This is a genomic window from Bradyrhizobium nitroreducens, from assembly GCF_002776695.1.
GTDB lineage: Bacteria > Pseudomonadota > Alphaproteobacteria > Rhizobiales > Xanthobacteraceae > Bradyrhizobium > Bradyrhizobium nitroreducens.
The window spans coordinates 5,057,762-5,077,508 of the sequence record NZ_LFJC01000003.1 but is presented as its reverse complement, the minus strand read 5'-3'; the positions used below and the strand labels follow the sequence as shown (position 1 = coordinate 5,077,508).

Annotated in this window: 18 protein-coding genes; 4 read left to right on the top strand and 14 right to left on the bottom strand. The window is 65.0% G+C overall.

Annotated elements, in window-relative coordinates; translation table 11 throughout:
* Positions 1 to 70: 70 nt before the first annotated feature.
* The 11 genes from TSA1_RS24580 to murJ all read right to left on the bottom strand — a co-directional run bounded on the left by TSA1_RS24580 (position 71) and on the right by murJ (position 9,727).
* Positions 71 to 1,066, bottom strand: a complete 996-nt coding sequence (locus tag TSA1_RS24580) for a PhoH family protein (RefSeq protein WP_100178589.1) — start codon at positions 1,064 to 1,066, stop codon at positions 71 to 73.
* Positions 1,067 to 1,130: 64 nt separating this feature from the next.
* Positions 1,131 to 2,516, bottom strand: a complete 1,386-nt coding sequence (gene miaB, locus TSA1_RS24575; protein WP_100178588.1) for a tRNA (N6-isopentenyl adenosine(37)-C2)-methylthiotransferase MiaB — start codon at positions 2,514 to 2,516, stop codon at positions 1,131 to 1,133.
* Positions 2,517 to 2,681: 165 nt separating this feature from the next.
* Entirely contained in the window at positions 2,682 to 3,086 is a 405-nt protein-coding gene (locus TSA1_RS24570) for a hypothetical protein (protein ID WP_145984365.1), read from the bottom strand.
* A 16-nt stretch (positions 3,087 to 3,102) separates the two neighbouring features.
* Complete coding sequence (locus TSA1_RS24565) at positions 3,103 to 3,786, bottom strand: HAD family hydrolase (RefSeq protein WP_100178586.1); 684 nt, start codon at positions 3,784 to 3,786, stop codon at positions 3,103 to 3,105.
* Positions 3,787 to 4,242 (bottom strand): Fur family transcriptional regulator, encoded by a 456-nt coding sequence (locus TSA1_RS24560; protein WP_100178585.1) that lies wholly within the window; start codon positions 4,240 to 4,242, stop codon positions 3,787 to 3,789. It abuts the gene before it with no gap.
* Positions 4,243 to 4,280: 38 nt separating this feature from the next.
* Positions 4,281 to 4,766: a ribosomal protein S18-alanine N-acetyltransferase gene (rimI, locus tag TSA1_RS24555; RefSeq protein ID WP_100178584.1), complete on the bottom strand. Its 486-nt coding sequence runs from the start codon at positions 4,764 to 4,766 to the stop codon at positions 4,281 to 4,283.
* Positions 4,763 to 5,458 carry a tRNA (adenosine(37)-N6)-threonylcarbamoyltransferase complex dimerization subunit type 1 TsaB gene (gene tsaB / locus TSA1_RS24550; RefSeq protein ID WP_100178583.1) on the bottom strand — a complete coding sequence of 232 codons (696 nt, stop codon included), beginning with the start codon at positions 5,456 to 5,458 and terminating at the stop codon, positions 4,763 to 4,765. Before tsaB ends, rimI begins: the two co-directional genes overlap by 4 nt.
* A gap of 157 nt (positions 5,459 to 5,615) precedes the next feature.
* Positions 5,616 to 6,185, bottom strand: a complete 570-nt coding sequence (locus TSA1_RS24540; protein WP_097663404.1) for a NifU family protein — start codon at positions 6,183 to 6,185, stop codon at positions 5,616 to 5,618.
* Between the two features lie 300 nt (positions 6,186 to 6,485).
* A complete protein-coding gene (locus TSA1_RS24535) occupies positions 6,486 to 6,980 on the bottom strand; it encodes a universal stress protein (protein ID WP_142248661.1) in 495 nt (164 codons plus the stop codon).
* 93 nt (positions 6,981 to 7,073) lie between these two features.
* Positions 7,074 to 8,126 carry a tryptophan--tRNA ligase gene (gene trpS / locus TSA1_RS24530; protein WP_100181311.1) on the bottom strand — a complete coding sequence of 351 codons (1,053 nt, stop codon included), beginning with the start codon at positions 8,124 to 8,126 and terminating at the stop codon, positions 7,074 to 7,076.
* A 68-nt stretch (positions 8,127 to 8,194) separates the two neighbouring features.
* Positions 8,195 to 9,727 (bottom strand): murein biosynthesis integral membrane protein MurJ, encoded by a 1,533-nt coding sequence (gene murJ, locus TSA1_RS24525; RefSeq protein ID WP_100178580.1) that lies wholly within the window; start codon positions 9,725 to 9,727, stop codon positions 8,195 to 8,197.
* Between the two features lie 126 nt (positions 9,728 to 9,853).
* Between murJ and TSA1_RS24520 the strand changes: the two genes are divergently transcribed.
* Positions 9,854 to 10,855 (top strand): adenosine kinase, encoded by a 1,002-nt coding sequence (locus tag TSA1_RS24520; RefSeq protein ID WP_100178579.1) that lies wholly within the window; start codon positions 9,854 to 9,856, stop codon positions 10,853 to 10,855.
* Positions 10,856 to 10,967: 112 nt separating this feature from the next.
* Here the strand turns inward: TSA1_RS24520 and TSA1_RS24515 are convergent, their stop codons facing one another.
* The gene (locus TSA1_RS24515; RefSeq protein WP_100178578.1) at positions 10,968 to 12,662 is read right to left on the bottom strand and encodes an AMP-binding protein; all 1,695 of its coding nucleotides are present in this window, start codon (positions 12,660 to 12,662) and stop codon (positions 10,968 to 10,970) included.
* Positions 12,663 to 12,813: 151 nt separating this feature from the next.
* The gene (locus TSA1_RS24510) at positions 12,814 to 14,007 is read right to left on the bottom strand and encodes a serine hydrolase domain-containing protein (RefSeq protein WP_100178577.1); all 1,194 of its coding nucleotides are present in this window, start codon (positions 14,005 to 14,007) and stop codon (positions 12,814 to 12,816) included.
* Positions 14,008 to 14,351: 344 nt separating this feature from the next.
* Here TSA1_RS24510 and TSA1_RS24505 point away from each other — a divergent pair, with 344 nt between their 5' ends.
* The 3 genes from TSA1_RS24505 (at position 14,352) to TSA1_RS24495 (ending at position 17,465) form a co-directional block, all read left to right on the top strand.
* Positions 14,352 to 14,672, top strand: a complete 321-nt coding sequence (locus TSA1_RS24505; protein ID WP_100178576.1) for a hypothetical protein — start codon at positions 14,352 to 14,354, stop codon at positions 14,670 to 14,672.
* Between the two features lie 108 nt (positions 14,673 to 14,780).
* On the top strand, positions 14,781 to 16,274 hold the full coding sequence (locus tag TSA1_RS24500; protein ID WP_100178575.1) for an NAD-dependent succinate-semialdehyde dehydrogenase: 1,494 nt from the start codon (positions 14,781 to 14,783) through the stop codon (positions 16,272 to 16,274).
* A 105-nt stretch (positions 16,275 to 16,379) separates the two neighbouring features.
* The gene (locus TSA1_RS24495) at positions 16,380 to 17,465 is read left to right on the top strand and encodes an SbmA/BacA-like family transporter (RefSeq protein ID WP_100178574.1); all 1,086 of its coding nucleotides are present in this window, start codon (positions 16,380 to 16,382) and stop codon (positions 17,463 to 17,465) included.
* A 60-nt stretch (positions 17,466 to 17,525) separates the two neighbouring features.
* Here TSA1_RS24495 and TSA1_RS24490 read toward each other — a convergent pair whose 3' ends face one another.
* On the bottom strand, positions 17,526 to 19,742 hold the full coding sequence (locus TSA1_RS24490) for an SLC26A/SulP transporter family protein (protein WP_100178573.1): 2,217 nt from the start codon (positions 19,740 to 19,742) through the stop codon (positions 17,526 to 17,528).
* Positions 19,743 to 19,747: the final 5 nt, after the last annotated feature.

The window sequence follows — 19,747 nt, the reverse complement described above, 5'->3', positions numbered from 1 at the left end:
GGTGTGACATTGTCTTTGTTCGGAACGAAGAACGCCGTGTCCGCGCCCTCTTGGTCCGGCTGTTGTCCCGTCAGGATTTATCGGCGGCCGGCCGCTGCGGCGAACCCTCATAGGCGGCGACGATCCGCGCCACGAGCTCATGGCGGATCACGTCCTCGGCTTTGAAATGAACTTGGGCAATGCCCTCGACACCGCTCAGGAGACGCGTTGCTTCGGCCAGGCCCGAGGTCTGGCCGTTCGGCAGGTCGATCTGCGAGGGGTCGCCGGTCACGATCATGCGGCTGTTCTCGCCGAGACGGGTCAAAAACATCTTCATCTGCATCGACGTGGTGTTCTGCGCCTCGTCCAGGATGATGGCGGCGTTGGTCAGCGTGCGGCCGCGCATGAAGGCGAGCGGCGCGATCTCGATCTCGCCGGTCTGGAGCGCGCGCTCGACGATGCGCGCATCCATGAGGTCGTAGAGCGCGTCGTAGATCGGGCGCAGATACGGATCGACCTTCTCGCGGAGATCGCCGGGCAAAAAGCCCAGCCGCTCGCCGGCTTCCACCGCCGGGCGCGACAGGATGATCTTGTCGACTTCCTTGCGCTCGAACAGCTGCGCCGCATGCGCGACCGCGAGCCAGGTCTTGCCGGTGCCGGCGGGGCCGATGCCGAACACCAGCTCGTGGCGCTTCAGCGCGCGGATGTAGGAATCCTGCGCGGCAGTGCGCGCGCGCACGGGGCGCTTGCGCAAATTGATGCTGTCAAAGGCCGATTTGGCCGATTTGGCGTCGAACTCGAACAGCGAGCCCTGCGCGATCACGGCGCGGATCGCGCCTTCGACCTCACCCTGGTCGAGGTCCTGTCCCTTCGCGGCTTGCGCGTACAGCATCTCCAGCACGCGGCGTGCGGCGTCGCAGCCGTCGCGCGTGCCGCCGATCGTGATGTGGTTGCCCTTGGAATCGACGACGACGCCGAGCCGCCGCTCGATCTGCGCCAGGTGCTGGCCGTACGGGCCAACCAGCGCGGATGCGGCGCGGTTGTCGTCGAAGTCGATGACGACCTGAGTCTCGGGCGGAACTTGCATGTCGCGGTCAAATTTGCGGCTGGGAGCGAAAGAAGACGAATCCGATGCGCTTTTTGGCAAGGGTTCAGGCTCCGATGGCTTGCGATAAAGCGGGCTCGCGCGCGGTGGCGAGTTCGCCGAGGAAGCTGTAGCGCTCGAGGCTGTCGATCCTGACAGGCAGGATTTGTCCGATGATGTCGGCCGAGGCCATCACATGGGCGGGCTGGAGGAAGGCGGTGCGGCCGACGATCTGGCCGTCCTTGCGCGCCGGACGCTCGAACAGCACATCGACCGTTGAGCCAATCGCAGCCTTGTTGAAGGCCGATTGCTGGCTGTCGATCAGTTCCTGGAGCCGCTCCAATCGCTGGTCCATCTCGGAAGGGGACACCGTCTCCTGCATGTCCGCGGCCGGCGTTCCCGGCCGGGCGGAGTATTTGAACGAATAGGCCGCAGCGTAGCCGATTTGCGTGACAAGCGCGAGAGTGGCGAGAAAATCTTGCTCGCTCTCGCCGGGGAAGCCGACGATAAAATCTGATGAAAAAGCAATGTCTTGGCGGGCGGCGCGGAAACGGTCGACGAGCCGCCGGTAATCATCGGCGGTATGTTTCCGGTTCATGGCGGCGAGAATCCGGTCCGAGCCCGACTGTACCGGCAGGTGCACGAACGGCATCAGGGCGCCAAGATCGCGATGGGCCGCGATCAGGCTGTCATCGACGTCACGCGGATGGCTGGTCGAGTAACGCAGCCGCGCGATGCCGGGAATGGTCGCCAGATGCTCGAGCAGCCGGCCGAGCGGCCAGGCTTTCCCGTCCGGTCCCTCGCCATGATAGGCGTTGACGTTCTGTCCAATCAGCGTGAGCTCGCGCACGCCGTTGTCGGCGAGCCGCTTGACGTCGTCGACGATCTTGGCGACGGGGCGGGAGACTTCCGAACCTCGCGTGTAGGGCACGACGCAGAAGGTGCAGAACTTGTCGCAGCCTTCCTGCACCGTGACGAAAGCGGAAATGCCGCGCGCGCGGATCGCATCGGGCTTTGGCTGGGCCAGGAAGCCGAACTTGTCGGCCGCGGGAAACTCGGTCTCGATCGCGCGGCCTTCGTTGCCGGCGCGCTTCAACAGCTCCGGCAGATGATGATAGCTCTGCGGTCCCACCACGACATCGACGACCGGCGCGCGGCGCACGATCTCCTCACCCTCGGCCTGCGCCACGCAGCCGGCGACCGCGATCTGCATCGCGCGGCCCCCGCGGGCGGCCTCGTCCTTGGCGACGCGCAATCGGCCGAGCTCGGAATAGACCTTTTCGGAGGCCTTCTCGCGGATGTGGCAGGTGTTGAGGATGACGAGGTCGGCCTCCTCGGCACTCGCCGTCTCCACGAATCCCTCGGGAGCCAGCGTGTCCACCATGCGCTGGGCATCGTAGACGTTCATCTGGCAGCCATAAGATTTGATGTGCAGCTTGCGCGGCGGCGTCATGGAACCCGAAATGGAGGTGGAGGACGGCCTTCAGATATAGGCTGGAGAGACTAAAATCCAGCGATTGGGGGCCCACGGAGGGGATTCGGGTCGCCGCCAAGGGGGCAAAGCCGCAACTGGCTTCAAAATCGATCGAAATGGGCCTCGCTTCGCATGGATTCGGCGCTACGCGCGAGGGGTGGCGAGCCATTCCCGCCAAAACGCTTCCTGCGCGTCGACCGAGGCCGGGATCACATCCGGCCCTGAGGAGAAGATTTCGACGAGGTCGGCCATGCGCGCATGGACGCCTTTCGTCATCCGATATGCCTTGAGCCCCGCGCCCATGTCCCTCGCCATTCCGGACGGATACACATTGAGGCTGGCGCCATAGCAGAACGGGATGAGGCCCTCGGGCTCGAGCTGACGGCGGATCAGGCACAGCGCCTCAAAGAAATCGCCGGCCTCGGCCTCGATCGTCTTTCCGCGGGAGGCGCAGCTCAGCTTGCAGACGGGACCGATTTCGTACTCTGTGAACACCGCCCTTTGGTCTTCACCGGCGCCGATCAGAGCTATTTCGTGTGGCTCGTCCATGGTGCCGGCCCGCTGTTCACGACCGGAGCTCGGCCACTGCCACGTTCCGCCGAACCAGCTCCGGCAACTGATGCATGTCGGCAAAGGTCAAGTCGGCGCCGGCTTGACGCAGGGTCTCGGCATGGCCGCCTCCGCAATGACTGCCACCATAAAAGCCGAACACTTTCATACCGGCCGCCCGCGCGCCGGCGATGCCGGCCAGACTGTCCTCGATCACGACGCAGCGCTCGGGCGGGACGCCCATTTCCTTGGCCGCGAACAGGAACAGATCCGGAGCCGGCTTTCCATTCATCACCTGCGAGGACGAAAAGATGTTCGGCGCGAGGCGCTCATAGAGCCCCGTGCTTCCGAGGCTCACCCGCATGCGTGGATGCGAACCACTCGAGGCAACGCAGACACGTTGCGTCACGACGTCGAGCACGTCGTGGATGCCGCGGATCGCCTCGAGATCGGCTTCGAATGCGCGAAACAGCTCGTCCTGCAGGTCGCCATGATAGGCCTCGGGCAGCTTGCGTCCGAGTTCGGTCTCGATCTCGAGATTGGCCTGTTTTGTCGAGCGACCGAGGAAACGCTCGGACACCTGCTCCGACGTGATCGGATAACCATGCCGCGTCAGTACGTCGGCATGGGCGCGACAGGAGATCACCTCGCTGTCCACGAGCACGCCGTCGCAATCGAAGATGATGAGGTCGACGGGCACTTAGTTGGTCGGCTTGTCGTCGTCGAGCGGGACGCAATAGAGCTCGAGGCGGTGGTCGACCAGCTTGTAGCCGAGCTTGCGGGCGATCTCCGCCTGCAGCTTCTCGATCTCTTCGGAGGTGAATTCGATTACCTTGCCGTCCCTGAGATTGATGAGGTGGTCGTGATGGCTGTCGCGCATCGTCTCGTAGCGCGCGCGGCCTTCGCGAAAGTCGTGGCGTTCGATGATGCCGGCATCCTCGAACAGCTTGACGGTGCGATACACGGTCGAGATCGAGATCTTGTCGTCGACGGCGACGCAGCGCCGGTACAGTTCCTCGACATCGGGATGATCGACCGCCGCCGCGAGCACGCGGGCGATGACACGGCGCTGCTCGGTCATGCGCATGCCGGTGGCGGCACAGCGCGCCTCGATCCCGGACGCCTTGGATGCGGATGAAGGTTTAAGTCCAGTCATGTGTTGTCTGCCTGACGGGGCGCTTTCTGCCATCAATATTACGACAAGTCACGCCGCATCAGAAGGGCGTTCAATTGTTCCCCGTTCGGCTGCTTATAGTAGCGTTCGCGGCGTCCGACCACCACGAATCCGCACCTGTCGTAGAGCCGCCGCGCCGGCTGGTTGTTTTCCTCGACTTCGAGAAATATCGTGCGCACGCCGCGCCCTGCGAGGTGGCCGAGATGAGTCATCAGCAGCGTGCGAGAGAGGCCGCGGCCGCGATAGGCCTCGTCCACCGCGACCGAGAGGATTTCCGCCTCGTCCGCGCCGATCCGCGACACCGCGAATCCGATGGTCCTGCGGCCGAGGCGCAGCCGATGCACCAGCGTGTTGCGCTCGCTGAGCATGCTCTCGAATTCGCCCTCGCCCCAGCCGTGCGCGAAGGAGGCGGCGTGAAGCTGCGCCAGCCGTGCGGCGTCGCGCACGGAAGCCGGCTCGACGGCGGCCGTCCCGCCGCGCCACCATTCCGACAGCCATCTCATCATGAGCTTGCGGCTTGTGCTGCAAATGGCGGTTGTGCCGGCGGCTTTGCGTCGGGCGCCTTCAGATAGAACGGCCGCGCCGGATTCGTCGACGGATCGGCCGCGGCGCCGAGCCATGCGACCCAGCCGATGTCGGGCGCGGGCTGCGCATCGACCGCGACCGGTTGTTCGCTGTCTTTCGTCCAACGCCCGGCGAGGATGTTTGCGGCGTTGCCGACCAGATGCGGCGCGCCGAACTGCGAGGCCGCGATCGCCTCGTCGATGGAGGCGACGCGCGGCCGCACCAGCTGGCTGCCGTCGCCGGCGACGATCTGGAAATAGACGTGGTCGTGCCGCGCGTCGATTGCGGAGATCACCGGCGCCGATTTGCTCTGGCCGACGACGGTGGCGGCATAGGCCGACAGGGTGGTGAGGCCGACGGCAGGCCGCCCGGCCGCGAGCGCGAGGCCGCGCGCCGCCGAAATGCCGACGCGCAGGCCGGTGAAGCTTCCGGGGCCGACGGTGACCGCGATGCGGTCGAGGGCGGTGAAGGCGAGGTTCGCGGTTTGCATGACCCGCGCGATCATCGGCATCAGGGCCTCGGCGTGGCCGCGCTTCATGAGAAGCTGTTCCTGCGCTCGCAACTCGGCCGTTTCGGTGTCGAGCACGGCGACGGAGCAGGCGTCGAGCGCGGTATCGATGGCAAGGATCAGCATGGTGTGATCATAGCATTGGCAATCGGATGATGCCTAAGGTTCTAGCCGTCACGGCCGGGCTTGACCCGGCCATCCACGACTTTGCGGCTCTAAAAACATGGATGCCCGGGACAAGCCCGGGCATGACGGAGTGGAATCAGGGCGCAGGCCGTGCAATTCACATCGGCCGGACTTCGACCACGTCGGGGACGAAGTGCTTCAGCAAGTTCTGGATGCCGTGCTGAAGCGTCGCGGTCGATGACGGGCAGCCGGAGCAGGCGCCCTTCATGTGGAGATAGACCACGCCGTCCTTGAAGCCGCGGAAGGTGATGTCGCCGCCGTCATTAGCCACCGCCGGCCGTACGCGGGTCTCGATCAGATCCTTGATCATGTCGACCGTCTCGGCATCGGCCTCGTCGAAGAACTCGTCCTCGTCGTCGAGGTCGGCGTCATCTTGAGCCGCACCGTCGGCGAGCAGCGGCGCGCCGGACATGTAGTGCTCCATGATGGCACCGAGGATCGCGGGCTTGAGCTGCTGCCATTCACCGCCCGCTTTGGTCACGGTGATGAAGTCTGATCCGTAGAACACGCCGGTGACGCCGGGCACTTCGAACAGTTTTTCCGCCAGCGGCGAGCGCGTCGCGGCTTCGCGGCTCGCAAAATCCATCGGGCTGCCGTCGACCACGACGCGGCCGGGAATGAACTTCAGCGTGGCGGGATTGGGGGTGGCTTCGGTTTGAATGAACATGGCTTTCTCCAGACGTCGCCGGTTCAAGGCCGGCGCGTGCCCTATTTCCTAGCAGATGGCGACGGCGAACGCACGATCAAGGGATGGGGGGATATTAGCCCATAAAAATCAGAGGGTTGGGCTTATCCTCCCCTGGAGGGGGAGGGTCGATCGCGCAAAGCGCGAGCGGGGTGGGGTGATCTCTCCACGCGGGCACTGTTGGATGGGGAGAGAGCGTCACCCCACCCCGTCTCTCATCTTCGCTGCGCTCAGATGTGAGCCGACCCTCCCCCTCCAGGGGAGGGCAAGAGGTACCGCTGCCTACGACAGCGAATCCACGCTCTCGTCGCTGAGCGCGCCGGAAATGATCGTCACGGGAATCGGGAAGGTCCCGACCGCATGCGCCAGCAGCGAGACCAGTGGTCCCGGTCCCTCCGCGCCGGGGCTGGCGGCAAGCACCAGCATGGCGATGTCGGGGTCCTCGTCGATCACCGCGAGCAGTTGTTCCATCGGCGCGCCCTCGCGGATCGCCCGCTCCGGGGTGATCGCGGCGATGCCGTTGGCCCGGCCCGCAGCGCGGTCGAGCGCGGCTTCCGCGGCTTCCTGCGCTTCGGCGCGCATGATGTCGGCAACCCCCAGCCATTCCTGGCTCTGCTGTTCGGGTTCGATGATGCGCAGCATCACCACGCCGCCGCCGGCGCGGATCGCCCAGCGGCTGGCATAGTAGACCGCGCGATCCCATTCGGCGGTGTCATCGACGATGACGAGGCATTTGGGCTTGTGACCCGGCTCGTAGCAAAGTCGCTTGCTGGTCATGCATGTCCCGGATTGTGCGCGGTTGGCATGCTGCCACACTCCCGCAAAATTGGGGAGAGGAGAAGCGGTCGGCGCTCGGGGCGCCGGCCGTCTTTAGCGCCGGCGGATGAAGCCGACGATGTCCTTGGAGAGCTTCATCGTCTCGTCGGCGATGGCGCGGGCGCGGTCGGAGCCGTCGTTCAGGATCGCGTCGATATGGCCGGGATCGGCGACGAGGCGCTTCATCTCGCCGGCGATCGGCGCCAGCTTGGTGACGCACAGCTCCGCCAGCGCGTTCTTGAAGCTGGAGAACTGGCCGTTGCCGAATTCCCTGAGCACGTCGGCCTTGGAACGGCCGGAGAGCGCGGCGAAGATGCCGACGAGATTGTCGGCTTCGGGGCGCGCTTCCAGGCCCTTCTCTTCCGTCGGCAGCGGCTCCGGATCGGTCTTCGCCTTGCGGATCTTCTGCGCGATGGTGTCGGCGTCGTCGGTCAGATTGATGCGCGAATTGTCCGACGCTTCGGACTTCGACATCTTCTTGGTGCCGTCGCGCAGGCTCATCACGCGCGTTGCCGGGCCCGTGATGAGGGGTTCCGGCAGCGGGAAGAACAAGCCGTCATTGGCGCCCTGGGCGCGGATGGATTCGCCGAAGTCGTTGTTGAACTTCTGCGCGATGTCGCGCGAGAGCTCGAGATGCTGCTTCTGGTCCTCGCCGACCGGCACGTGCGTGGCGCGGTACAAAAGGATGTCGGCGGCCATCAGCACGGGATAGTCGAACAGGCCGACGGAGGCGTTCTCGCGGTCCTTGCCGGCCTTCTCCTTGAACTGGGTCATGCGGCCGAGCCAGCCCATGCGCGCGACGCAGTTGAAGATCCAGGCGAGCTCGGCATGACCCGAGACCTGACTCTGGTTGAACACGATGTGCTTCTTGGGATCGATGCCGGCCGCGATGAACGCCGCGGTGACCTCGCGGGTGTTGCGCGTGAGCTCGGCCGGTCCGCCCCAGACGTCGACGCCTTGCGTGATCGCGTGCATGTCGACGACGCAATAGATGCAGCTGTGGGTTTCCTGCATCTTCACGAAGTTGACGATCGCGCCGAGATAGTTGCCGAGGTGCAGATTGCCCGTCGGCTGGACGCCCGAAAAGACCCGTTCAACGAATGGCATGGTCAGCCTTCCCATAGGTATTCGGCCGTCGTTTCCAACAGCGGCGCTGCTCCGTCAAGGGCAATTCGTCAAGCGGGCCGCTTCAAGGCGGCAGCCGCCTCGCGCCACGAGGCCGCGCCGAGGATTTGCAGCAGCAGGCCATAGACGGCGATTCCGGTCCCGATCTGCAGGCCCAGCACGATGAAGCGGATGAGGCCGTGCGTCTCCGAGGGCATGAGATCCGCGCTCAGCCAGAGCAGGGCCCCCATGGCGGCTGCGGCGAGCATGATCCGCGGCAGCCGCCTGCGGGCAGCGGCGTCGACCGAGAAGCCGAACTCGCTGGCGCCTTTCCGCAGCAGCGAGAGCGCGCTGCTCCAGGCACCGGCCGCAATGCTCGCGGCGATCCCGCTGGCGCCAAAGAAATGGCCGAGCAGGACAGCGAGAGCGACCGCGACGACAAAACCCTTGGCGGTGGCCTGGAGCGGCGTCATCGTGTCGCTGCGGGCATAGAAGGCCGGCGATAGCGCCTTGATCAGCACATGCGCCGGCAGGGCCAGCGCCAGCCACGTCAGCGCCTGTGCAGTCGCCACGCTGTCGACGGCGCCAAAGGCGCCGTGCTCGAACAGCAGCCGCACGATCGGCTCGGCCAGTACGATCAGGCCGAGCGCGGCCGGCAGCGCCAGCCCGGCGGCAAGCTCCAGCGCGCGCGATTCCGCATGCGCCACAGCTGCGCGGTCGGAGTTGGCGACGGCGCGCGTCAGTTCCGGAACCAGCACCGTGCCCATGGCGACGCCGACAATGCCGAGCGGCAGCTCGATCAGCCGGTTGGCGAAATAGAGCCAGGACACGGCGGACGGGGTCGCGGATGCAATGATCGCGCCGGCCACCATCAGCCATTGCGGCCCCGAGCTTGCGATCATGCCGGGAATCGCCTTGGCGAAGAAGCTGCGCATCTCCGTATCGAAACTGGCGCGCAGCGGTGTCGCGAGGCGCGCACCCCGCTGCGACAGCAACATCAGGAGCTGCAGCAGCCCGGCGATGCCGACGGTGGCCGCCAGCATCCACCCGGCGAAAGCCGCATCGGCATGCGCGAGGATGAGCGCCGCGATCGCAGCGATCAGCGCGATGTTGAACAGCAGCGGCGAGAACGCCGTGAGCGCAAAGCGCCCTTGCGCGTTCAGAAGTCCCATCAACACCGTGACGGGGCCGGCGAAGGCCAGATATGGCAGCATCAGCCGCGCATTCTGCACCGCGAGATCGAGCGTGGGGCTGCCGAGGAATCCGGGTGCGATGATCGTGATGATCAGCGGCATCGACAATGCGATCAGGATTGAGACCGCGATCAGGACCACACTGACCGTGCCGAGCACGCGCCCCGAGAACGCCGCCGCGGCCGCATCGCCGGCGCGGTCCCTGACACGCAGCCAGGCCGGGATCAGGGCCGCATTCAGTGCCCCTTCGCTGAGCAGGCGCCGGACCACATTGACGAGCTGAAACGCCGCCAGAAACGCATCCGCCACGGCGCCGGTGCCGAGCAGCGCTGCGATCAGGGAATCGCGGGCAAAGCCCAGCAGCCGCGAGGCCAGCGTTCCCGTCGAGACGGTCAGGAAGGAGCGGATCATCGGCTCTTTATAATACCGTTGCTTGCCCGTGCAGGCCCGGTCGTGATAGGCCGCGAGCTTAGATTTCGGGCCGACAGGAAGCGGATTTCCGTAAGGTCCGCAATCCGCCAAACAGGATCAAGGTGAATGGCTGACGTGAAATATGACGTTCTTGGCATCGGCAACGCGCTGTTCGACGTGCTGGTCAGAACCGACGAGGCCTTTTTGGCCAGCCACGGCATGACCAAGGGCAGCATGTCCCTGATCGACGAGGCGCGGGCGGCGGCCATTTACAAGGACATGGGGCCGGCCACGGAAGTCTCGGGCGGCTCTGCCGCCAACACCATCGTCGGCATCGGCAGCCTGGGGGCACGCGCCGCCTATGTCGGCAAGGTCAAGGACGACCAGATCGGCAAGCTCTACGTCCACGATATTCGCGCGGCCGGCGTCGCCTTCAACACACCTGCCGCCAAGGACGGTCCCGCCACCGGATGCTCCTACATCCTGGTCACGGATGACGGCGAGCGCACCATGAACACCTATCTTGGCGCGGCGCAGGACCTGTCGCCCGCCGACATCGATCCGGCCGAGATCGCCGCGGCCGGTATCGTCTATCTCGAGGGTTATCTCTGGGACCCCAAGAACGCCAAGGACGCCTTCGTCAAGGCGGCCAAGATCGCCCATGATGCCAAGCGCAGGGTGGCGCTGACGCTGTCGGATTCGTTCTGCGTCGATCGCTATCGCGACGAGTTCCTCTCGCTGATGCGCAACGGCACCGTCGACATCGTCTTCGCCAACGAGTCCGAGCTGCATTCGCTCTACATGACCTCGGATTTCGACACCGCGCTGAAGCAGCTGCGCAACGACGTCAATCTCGGCGTGGTCACGCGCAGCGAGAAGGGCTGCATGGTGGTCTCGTCCGAAGACGCCGTCGCTGCGCCGGCCTTCCCGGTCGACAAGGTGGTCGACACCACCGGCGCCGGCGACCTCTTCGCCGCAGGCTTCCTGTATGGCCTGTCGCGCAATCTTGCCTACAAGCAGTGCGGCGAGCTCGGCGCGCTTGCGGCCGCCGAGATCATCCAGCACATCGGCGCCCGCCCGCTGGTGTCGCTGAAGGAGCTGGCCGGCCAGCGCGGGCTGACGGCTTAGGGCTCGTCTCTCTCCCCCGTCATTGCGAGCGAAGCGAAGCATTCCAGTTCTGTTTCCGCAGAGAGAGCCTGGATTGCTTCGTCGCAAGCGCTACTCGCAATGACGGCAAGACTCACGCCGTCTTCGCCGCCTTCAGCCCGAGGCGCTGCTCCACCGCATCCCGCATCACGAATTTCTGGATCTTTCCGGTCACGGTCATCGGAAACTCGTCGACGAACTCGACGTAGCGCGGGATCTTGTTGTGGGCGATCTGGCCATCGCAGAAGGCGCGCACCTCCTCGGCCGTCAGCGTCTCGCCCGGCCTGACGCGGATCCAGGCGCAGAGCTCCTCACCGTAGCGGGTATCCGCGACGCCAAAAATCTGCACGTCCTGGATTTTGGGGTGACGGTACAGAAACTCCTCGATCTCGCGCGGGTAGAGGTTCTCGCCGCCGCGGATCACCAGATCCTTGATGCGGCCGACGATGTTGCAATAGCCTGCGTCATCGATGGTGGCGAGGTCGCCGGTGTGCATCCAGCCATTGGCGTCGAGCACGTCGGCCGTCTTCTCCTTCTCCTCCCAATACCCGAGCATGACGCTGTAGCCGCGGGTACAGAGCTCGCCGCGCTCGCCGCGCTTGACGATCCGCCCCTCGAGATCGACGACCTTGACCTCGACATGCGGATGAATACGGCCGACGGTGGAGACGCGCCGCTCGAGCGGATCGTCGGTCGCGCTCTGGAAGCTGACCGGGCTGGTCTCGGTCATGCCATAGGCGATGGTGACCTCGCGCATGTTCATCTCGGTGTTGACGCGCTTCATCACCTCGATCGGGCAGGGCGCGCCCGCCATGATGCCGGTGCGCAGCGATTTCAAATTGAAATTCTTGAACTCGGGGTGGTCGAGTTCGGCGATGAACATGGTCGGCACGCCATAGAGCGCCGTGCATTTCTCCTGCTCGACCGCACGCAGCGTCGCGAGCGGATCAAAGCCCTCGCCGGGATAGACCATGGTGGTGCCGAGCGTGACCGAGGCGAGGTTGCCCATCACCATGCCGAAGCAATGATAGAGCGGCACCGGGATGCAGATGCGGTCCTGTTCGGAGAGGCGCATCGCGCGCCCGGTGAAATAGCCGTTGTTGAGGATGTTGTGGTGCGTCAGAGTGACGCCTTTCGGCGATCCCGTGGTGCCGCTGGTGAACTGGATGTTGACGGGGTCGTCGAACTGAAGCGCGGCGCCGAGCGCGGCAAGCTGCTCGCGATGCTCGGCTCCGCCCATGCGTGCGACGTCCTCGAAAGGGATGGTGCCTGAGGCCGCCGGGCCGCCGATCTGGATCACCATCCGCAAAGCCGGCAACCGCGCCGCCTGTAACTGTCCGGGCCTGGCGCCGGCCAGCTCCGGCAGCAGCGTGTTGAGCATCTCCATGTAATTGCTGGTCTTGAACGCAGTTGCGGTGACGATCGCCGCGCAGCCGACCTTCTTCAGCGCGAATTCGAGCTCGCTGAGCCGATAGGCGGGGTTGATCGTCACCAGGATCAGGCCGGCCTTGGCGGCGGCGAACTGGGTCAGCGTCCATTCCGGCCGGTTCAGCGACCAGATGCCGATCCGCTCCCCGCGTTCGAGCCCGAGCGCGAGAAAGCCTGTGGCAAGCGCATCGACCCGCTCGGCGAATTCTTTCCAGGTCCATCTGACGCCGTGGCTGGGCGAGACCAGCGCCTCGCGGTTACCCCAGCGCCGCACCGCCTGGTCGAGGCTGCGACCGATGGTGTCGCCGAGCAGCGGCGTGTCCGAGATGCCGCAAACGTAGCTGTCCGCTTTGTCAGCCAAATCGAAATCCTCTTGTCATGGATGGTCGCCGCGGTCTTACCCGGTCGTCATGCCCGGGCTTGTCCCGGGCATCCACGTTCTTCGTGCCGCAAGGTAAGGCGTGGATGGCCGGGACAAGCCCGGCCATGACGTGTGGAGAGAGCAGCGCGTCTCACGCCGCCTTCTGCCCACTCCCTGCATCGAGCCCGGCATAGACCCCGCGCTCGAATCCCGCGAAGGCTTCCAGGCATTTCGCGTCCGCGAACGGCAACAGCTGCATCAGGATCACGCCGGTGACGTCGCGCGCCGGGTCGATCCAGTAATAGGTGTTGGCGAGGCCGGCCCAGGCGAGGCTGCCGGCGCTGCGGCCCTCGGCGGTCTTCGCCGTGTTGATCATGAAGCTGAGGCCCCATTTCTTCACCTGCTCCGGATAGAGATCGACGTCGTTGGTGTACATCGGCGCCGCCGTCGTCATCTTGGTCATGTTGAGATCGCCCATCTGGTTCTGGCTCATCATGGCGATCGTGTCGGCCTTCAGCACCTGGTTGCCGTTGCCGCGGCCCTTGTTGAGGATCATCTGGGTGAACTTGATGTAGTCGGCCGCCGTCGAATAGAGGCCGCCGCCGCCCATGTGGAACTCCGGCTCCTGCTCGAGCTCGAACGGGATCGCTGCGAGCTGGCCGTCCTCGCCGCGCGCATGCATGCCGACGAGGCGCTTGCGCATGCTGTCGGTGATCTTGAACGCCGTGTCGCTCATGCCGAGCGGGCTGAACATGTTGTCGCGCAAATAGGCGTCCAGTCGTTTGCCGCTGACCACTTCCACCGCCTTGCCGACGAAATCGATGTTGGTGCCGTATTCCCAGCGGGTGCCGGGATCGGTCATGACGGGCGTCTTCAGCGCCGCGTTCTGGCAGGTGGTGATGGCGGGAATGCCGTTCTTGTCGAGATAAACCGCGAGATCGCCGTTCCACATGTTGTAGCAGAAGCCGGCGGTGTGGGTCATGAGCTGACGCAGCGTGATCGGCCGCTTGGCCGGCCGCAGCTTGGCTTCGCCCTTGGCGTCGAAGCCTTCGAGCACCTGCGGATTGGCGAGATCGGGCAACACCTCGCCGATCGGCGCATCCAGCGACAGCTTGCCCTGCTCGACCAGCTGCATCGCTCCCGCCGATGTCACCGCCTTCGTCATCGAGGCGATCCAGAACACGCTGTCAGCCGTCATCGCATCGGGCTTGGACAGGTCGCGCTTGCCGAACGCGCCCTGATACAGCACGTCGTTACCGCTCGCGGCGATGGCGACGACGCCCGGAATCTCCTTGGCCTCGCTCTTCTGACGCAGAATCTCATCGATCTGGGCTTTGCTTTGCATGGCGTTTCCTCGGGTTTGATTATTGTTGGCAGTAATCGATTGTCCTACCGCACGCCCCGCGCGGCAAGCGCATCCAGATGCCCGCAACGGTCGCGATGTCGTGACTTGACGGTCCGTGCCCCACGCAGGACGACAAGTGGGCCGAACGGCAACACTCCATCGCAATCTGCGGTGGATGGCCGCATCTCGCCGTGACCGTGGATGGGCTCTGACGGTATGTTTCTCGTGTTTGAAGCACTTGAAACATTTTGTGCGTTGCGGCGTTCAGCACTCGGCCCAATCGGCGGCCGACGTTAAGACTTGATACAAATTTGGCGGCCCTGAGTGGCCGCGAGGGGACTCAGATGATTTCGACCTGGAGCGAATGGAAGCGCTATCCCCGTCCCGGACGGGGCGAGAACCTGGAGGCGCCGATTTCGCCAGGGATCTACGAGGTGCGTATCGCCGGCACCGGCGCGCTCTATTCCTTCGGGGCAGTCGACAATCTGGCGCAATCCCTGGCGCTGTTGCCGGTTGGTTCGAAGTCGTGGTTCGGACGTCGCAACGCCTCCGACGTGCCCGATCTCGAATACCGGACGTGCGCGACCTCCTCGAAGGCCGACGCCAAGGCGGCGGCCGAGCGCATGATCGGCCGGCGCGAAACCTATATGAGCGGCGCGGCCTAAGGCCGCTCTCTCCTAAGCTCCCATCAGATGTGCGTTGCGGGGCGGTGCATTGGGCACCGCCTGCCCCTATATTGCGGGCCGATCCGATCGCCCCCAGGGAGTAACGCCATGACACCGACCGCCGCCGCACGCGCCCCGCAAGCCACCGCAACCCTGCGCGACCGGCTGAAGGACCCTTCGCTCCTGAAGGAGGCCTGCTACATCGACGGCGCATGGGTCGGCACGCCGGTTTTCGCCGTCAACAATCCCGCCACCGGCGTTGAGCTTGCCAAGGTTCCGCAGCTCGGTGCCGCAGAGACGACCAAGGCCGTCGAAGCCGCCGAGCGCGCCTTCCCGGGCTGGGCCAAACACACCGCCAAGCAGCGCTCCAACATCCTGCGCAAATGGTTCGAGTTGATCGTCGCCAACCGCGAGGACCTCGCGCTGATCCTCACCTCCGAGCAGGGCAAGCCACTCACCGAGGCGCTCGGCGAGGTCGATATCGGCGCCGCCTATATCGAGTTCTTCGCCGAGGAGGCGCGGCGCGTCTATGGCGAAACCATTCCCACCCAGCGGCCCGATGCGCGCCTGCTCGCGATCAAGCAGCCGATCGGCGTCTGTGGCGCGATCACGCCGTGGAACTTCCCGAACTCGATGATCACGCGAAAAGTCTCGCCGGCGCTCGCGGCCGGCTGCACGGTGGTGCTGAAGCCCGCCAACGAGACGCCGCTGTCGGCGCTGGCACTGGCCGTGCTCGCCGAGAAGGCCGGCATCCCCAAGGGCGTGCTCAACATCGTCACGGGTGACGCGCCGCCGATCGGCAAGGTGTTGTGCGAGCATCCGGCGGTGCGTTTCGTCGGCTTCACCGGCTCGACGGCGGTCGGCAAGATCCTCTACCAGCAGGCTTCTGTCGGCGTGAAGCGGCTCGGCCTCGAACTCGGCGGCAACGCACCCTTCGTGGTGTTTGACGACGCCGACATCGATGCCGCGGTCGAAGGCGCGATCGTCTCGAAATATCGCAACATGGGCCAGACCTGCGTCTGCGCCAACCGCCTCTACGCCCAGGACAAGATCTACGATGAGTTCGTGAAGAAGCTGTCGGCCAAGGTCGCGGCGATGAAGATCGGCGACGGCACCGAGAGCGGTGTCACGCAGGGGCCTTTGATCAACATGAAGGCGATCGACAAGGTCGAGCGCCACATTGCAGACGCCGTCAAGCGCGGTGCCAAGGTCGTGACCGGCGGCAAGCGCAGCGAGCTCGGACGTTCGTTCTTCGAGCCGACCGTGCTCGCCGACGTCAAGCCGGACTCGCTGGTGTCGCAGGAGGAAACTTTTGGCCCGCTCGCGCCGGTGATCCGCTTCAAGGACGAAGCGGATGTCATCGCCATGTGCAACGCCTCGCCGTTCGGTCTTGCTTCCTACTTCTATTCCCGCGATCTCGGCCGCGTCTGGCGCGTCGCCGAGGCGCTGGAGTCGGGCATGGTCGGCGTCAACACCGGCCTCATCACCACCGAAGTCGCGCCCTTCGGCGGCGTCAAGGAAAGCGGCCTCGGCCGTGAAGGCTCCCGTCACGGCATGGAAGAATATGTCGAGATCAAATACGTGATGATGGCGGGGGTGTAGCCCCGAGCATTGCTTGACGCAGGTCAAGAGGCCTCGGGCAAGACCGCCTAACCTGACGCGCGCGGCATCATAGGGGTGGCGCGCGCGCAGGGTTGCGGCTCGCTCATGCTGACGAGGACGTCCTTCATTCCGGGTGAGATGCGGCTCCTTGGCCGCTTCTGGCAAAGTGCCTCGGGATACTGGCGCGGACCGTCGGCGTGGATGGCCTGGCTGCTGGTGATCGCCTTGATCATCGACGTGGTGCTGCAGCTCCTGACGCAATATGGCCTGAACTTCTGGAATCGGGACTTCTTCAACGCCATCGGCCGGAAGGATCAGGCGGAGCTGCTGTCCCTGGCGCTCCGGTTTCTGCCGCTGGCCGCGTCGAGCATCGCCCTGGTCGTGTTCTCGGTGTGGGCGCGGATGACCCTGCAGCGCTCCTGGCGCGAGTGGTTGAGCCATCGCCTCTATAGCGACTGGCTGGTGGATGATCGTGGTCCGGGGCGCAACGCCATCGAGGGACATCACGAGGCGCCGGAGTATCGCATCGCCGAGGATGCCAGGGTCGCGACGGATCTCCCGGTCGATCTGGTCAACGGCCTGCTGCAGTCGGTGCTCACCATTGCAACCTTCGTCGGGGTGCTATGGTCGGTTGGGGGCAGCCTCACGGTCCATTTCGACGGCATCGCATTTGCGATTCCCGGGTACCTCGTCCTCGCCGTGATCGCCTATTCCGCGTTGCTGTTGATCGGCATCTGGCTGACAGCCGGCCGTCTGACCCGGGTCATCGAGGAAAACAAGCGCATGGAAGCCGAGCTGCGGGCGATCGGAACGCATGTGCGCGAGACCCGCGAGGGCAAGGTGGTGCAGGACGCCGTCATCAACGATCGCCACGCCGTGGGCGCCGCTCTGAAAGCGGTGATCGCCATCTGGCGAATCTACTGCTGGCAATTGATGCGGATGACGCTGGTCACCTACACTGGTCTCCTGGTGACGCCGGTGGTCGGCCTGCTGCTTTGCCTGCCCAAGTACCTCGACAGCACCATGACTCTCGGCGAAGTGGTCCAGGCCTCGGCGGCATTCGTCGTTGTCCAGACCGCCTTCAACTGGTTCACGGACAATTACGCCAAGCTCGCGGAATGGACGGCGTCCGCCAACCGGGTTGCCGAGCTCCTGCTTGCCTTGGACGAGCAGCGGATGATCGAGGCTTGAGGTCGATCCACCTCTACTGTCCCGACGCAAAATTGGGTTGCGTCGCGGGCTCCCCGCCAGCTACCTCCTCAGCACCGCAATCGTCCGGTTGGCGAAGGTCAGCCGCTCCGCCATCACCGACACGAAATAGGTCAGCAGCTTGTGGCTGAGCGCGGGATCTTCCTCCCTGATCTCGTCAAACTGGTGCGTGTTGAGCACGTAGAGCACGCTCTCGACTTCCGCCTGGATCGTCGCGCTGCGCGGGGTATTCGACACCAGGCCCATCTCGCCGATCGTGGTGTAGCGGCCGAGGCTGCGCACGCGCGTGGTGCGGTCTTCATCTGCGGGGACCATGATGCCGACGCGTCCCTCGAGGATGAAGTGCATGGAATCGGCGGGGTCGCCGGCCTGGACGATGATCTCGCCGGCCTCGACCTCGATGCGCTGGCAGCGGTGAATCAGCCTGTCAGCATCGTCCTCACTGTCGAGAATCCGCGCGAACCAGTCATGCAGGCTGGCCTCTTCCTGCACCAGGCCCTGATGCAGGGAGATGATCTCGTTCTCGCACCATTCCAGCGCACGATCGAGCTCGGGGATGATGGTGACGCCTTCGCCGACGAAGTCGCTGGAGCGCAACACCTTCTCGGCCGCGGCGGACAGATGCACCAGGATCAGCTCGACGCCGAGGTCGTGTGCGCTGCGCTTGATCTGGGCGAAACTGTAGGCGGCCGACGAGTCGACACCGGTGACGAGCTTGAAGTCGAACAGCAGATAGCGGCACTCCGGGCGCTCCTGCAGCAGCTGCTTGACATGCTGGTAGAGCCGGTTGGCGGAGCCGAAGAACAGATAGCTTTGCAGGTTAAGTCCCTGGATGCTGCCGCCATGCGCCAGCAGCACTTCCTGGTCGTCCCGCGAGCGATCGAGCGAGGATCGGTACTCCGAGCCGTCGAAACTGTACTTGATCGATTCGACACGCGCGGCGCTGAACGCGAAGGTCGCGCAGCCGATGATCACGCCGATCAGGATGCCCGGCACGAATCCCCAGGTCACGATGATCGCGATGATGGCGATCAGCGAGAGATATTCGAGCGTCGACAGCCGCTTGCGTGACTCGATGATCCATCTGTGCAGCTGGTCGGCGCCGAGATAGAGCAGCAGGCCGCCGATCACGAATTTCGGGATGAAGCCGAGCAGTTCCGGTGCGACCGCGAGCATCACCAGCGACAGCGCCGCCACGGTAAGGCCGGACAGGCGGCCGCGCCCGCCGCTGCTGTAGTTCAGGATCGAGCGGCTGATCGAGCTGCAGCCGGGGTAGCCGCCGAGCAACCCGCTCAGGATGTTGGCGATGCCGGTGACGTTCAGTTCGCGCTCCAGATTGGCTTCGCGGTGCACGGCGACCTCGATGCCGGTGGTGTTGAACAGCGTGCAGCATGCCGTGACGAAGATGACGGCGACGACGTTGCCGATCAGGTCGGGCACGACGAACCAGGGATAGCGGGCGAAATCCTCGGTGTGCCAGGGCAACATGAACACCGCCTGCGGCGGCGGCTGGAACGTCCAGCCCAGTGTGCGCGCGCTGTCGAACGACACGCCGGTGATCCAGAACGCCAGATGCGCGGTGAGCACGCCGCCGACCAGGATGATCGGCAGCCCGAACGGGCTGCGCGAGCGGTGCCAGGTGAGATACAGCACCAGCGCCATCGCGCAGGCGGCGCCCAGCTCCAGCAGCGTGGTGGCGTTGGCGAAGTAAGGCAGCGTCGCGAGCTGCAGGGGGTGGTTGGTGATCACCCTGATGGCACCGAGCGCGATGAGGAGCCCGGTGGCGCCGAGGAAACCGCCGACCACGGGATAGGGCACGTAACGGATGGCGCGCCCCAGCCGCGTCAGCCCCAATCCGCACAGCACCAGCCCCGTCAGCACCGTCGACAGGCCGAGCGTGATCAGGACCGGCGAGAGCAGCGGCACGGACGGGCTGGTGGCCTCGATGCGCTCGACCAGCGATGCCACCAGAATGCCCGTCACCGCCGCCGTCGAGCTGTCGGGAGCCGCCACGGCAAAAGGCAGCGAGCTGCACAGCGCGACGACGATGGCAAGCACCGCGGAGCTGACGAATGTCGCGGTGATGCCGTAGGACAGATAGGGCGACAGCGGGCCGGCAAAGATCAGCAGTGAATAGGACAGCCCGAACGTGACGGTCAGGATGCTGGCGGCGCTGCCGCCCATTATATCATTCAGCGCACGTTTAAGAGCTGGATTGAAACGAGGGGCCGGACTGAAAGTAATTGCTGGATCGGTCACGCCGT

Excerpts from the sequence above, each read along its gene's own strand:
- TSA1_RS24580 (WP_100178589.1), bottom strand. The coding sequence starts at position 1,066 with ATGCAAGTTCCGCCCGAGACTCAGGTCGTCATCGACTTCGACGACAAC.
- miaB (WP_100178588.1), bottom strand. The coding sequence starts at position 2,516 with ATGACGCCGCCGCGCAAGCTGCACATCAAATCTTATGGCTGCCAGATG.
- TSA1_RS24570 (WP_145984365.1), bottom strand. The coding sequence starts at position 3,086 with ATGGACGAGCCACACGAAATAGCTCTGATCGGCGCCGGTGAAGACCAA.
- TSA1_RS24560 (WP_100178585.1), bottom strand. The coding sequence starts at position 4,242 with ATGACTGGACTTAAACCTTCATCCGCATCCAAGGCGTCCGGGATCGAG.
- rimI (WP_100178584.1), bottom strand. The coding sequence starts at position 4,766 with ATGATGAGATGGCTGTCGGAATGGTGGCGCGGCGGGACGGCCGCCGTC.
- tsaB (WP_100178583.1), bottom strand. The coding sequence starts at position 5,458 with ATGCTGATCCTTGCCATCGATACCGCGCTCGACGCCTGCTCCGTCGCC.
- TSA1_RS24540 (WP_097663404.1), bottom strand. The coding sequence starts at position 6,185 with ATGTTCATTCAAACCGAAGCCACCCCCAATCCCGCCACGCTGAAGTTC.
- TSA1_RS24535 (WP_142248661.1), bottom strand. The coding sequence starts at position 6,980 with ATGACCAGCAAGCGACTTTGCTACGAGCCGGGTCACAAGCCCAAATGC.
- trpS (WP_100181311.1), bottom strand. The coding sequence starts at position 8,126 with ATGCCATTCGTTGAACGGGTCTTTTCGGGCGTCCAGCCGACGGGCAAT.
- murJ (WP_100178580.1), bottom strand. The coding sequence starts at position 9,727 with ATGATCCGCTCCTTCCTGACCGTCTCGACGGGAACGCTGGCCTCGCGG.
- TSA1_RS24520 (WP_100178579.1), top strand. The coding sequence starts at position 9,854 with ATGGCTGACGTGAAATATGACGTTCTTGGCATCGGCAACGCGCTGTTC.
- TSA1_RS24510 (WP_100178577.1), bottom strand. The coding sequence starts at position 14,007 with ATGCAAAGCAAAGCCCAGATCGATGAGATTCTGCGTCAGAAGAGCGAG.
- TSA1_RS24505 (WP_100178576.1), top strand. The coding sequence starts at position 14,352 with ATGATTTCGACCTGGAGCGAATGGAAGCGCTATCCCCGTCCCGGACGG.
- TSA1_RS24500 (WP_100178575.1), top strand. The coding sequence starts at position 14,781 with ATGACACCGACCGCCGCCGCACGCGCCCCGCAAGCCACCGCAACCCTG.
- TSA1_RS24495 (WP_100178574.1), top strand. The coding sequence starts at position 16,380 with ATGCTGACGAGGACGTCCTTCATTCCGGGTGAGATGCGGCTCCTTGGC.